1 pseudogene is annotated in these 785 nt (G+C 43.3%); it reads right to left on the bottom strand.

The features are described from left to right. Positions 1-785, bottom strand: a pseudogene (locus G6Q06_RS08325) (complement resistance protein TraT); the annotation flags it as partial.

Here is a 785-nt window from a genome sequence, read left to right as displayed (position 1 = left end):
CTACTAGCTATTTTATCCCTCAGTGGGCTTTTAGCATTTTCAAACCTAGCCCCACCTCCAAAGCTTTGCCCAAATTCTTTAAGGGCTTGTTCTTGCTCTGGAGTGTATACCTGATTGATCAATCTTTGCGCGGCCTTTTCATTGCCACTTAAGGCGCGTTTAAGTGTGCCCACTACTGGTAAGTAGTCGCTAGCTCTACCTAGTGCTTTAGAAATATCGCCTGTTTTGCTTATGGCTTTGGCCGCTCCCATAAAGGCCACATCACCAACAACACTAAGCAAGCCTTCTTGTGTGGCGTGTTTGATTGTCTCATTGAAGTTTTGATCGCGGTTAAGCACAAAGTTAGTTAAAGCTGCATCGGCACTACCTCCAATAAATGCCCCAAGAGCTCCGCCTGCAATAGTGCCTACAACTCCGCCTCTAGCACCTCTACTTGCTCCCTTAGCTGCACCCACTAGACTACCTACTAAACTTCCGCTAATACTGCCTGCATTGGCTGCAATAATGGTTTTGAAGTTATCAAAGAAACTATCATTCAGTTTATAGGTTTTGTTGTCTTTGATCGCGTAAATCTCGCCTTTCTTGCTAAATTCTAAATGATCAAAGCCCAAACCCTTAGCAATATCTGTTGCGCCTTTTCTATACTGCGCCACTTCTTTAGGATCGCTCCCAAAGACAAGGCTAGAGATACTTTTACCCGGGGCTATGTTGTCATAAAGGGTTATAGCCTTTTGGAGGTCTTTAGTGATAGCTTGAGACTTTAAATTTTCTTGATATTCTTTTAA

The sequence above is a fragment of the Helicobacter suis genome (assembly GCF_902196135.1).
Taxonomy (GTDB): domain Bacteria; phylum Campylobacterota; class Campylobacteria; order Campylobacterales; family Helicobacteraceae; genus Helicobacter; species Helicobacter suis_A.
Note: the sequence above shows the minus strand (reverse complement) of the source record. Positions and strands in the feature narration are given on the sequence as shown.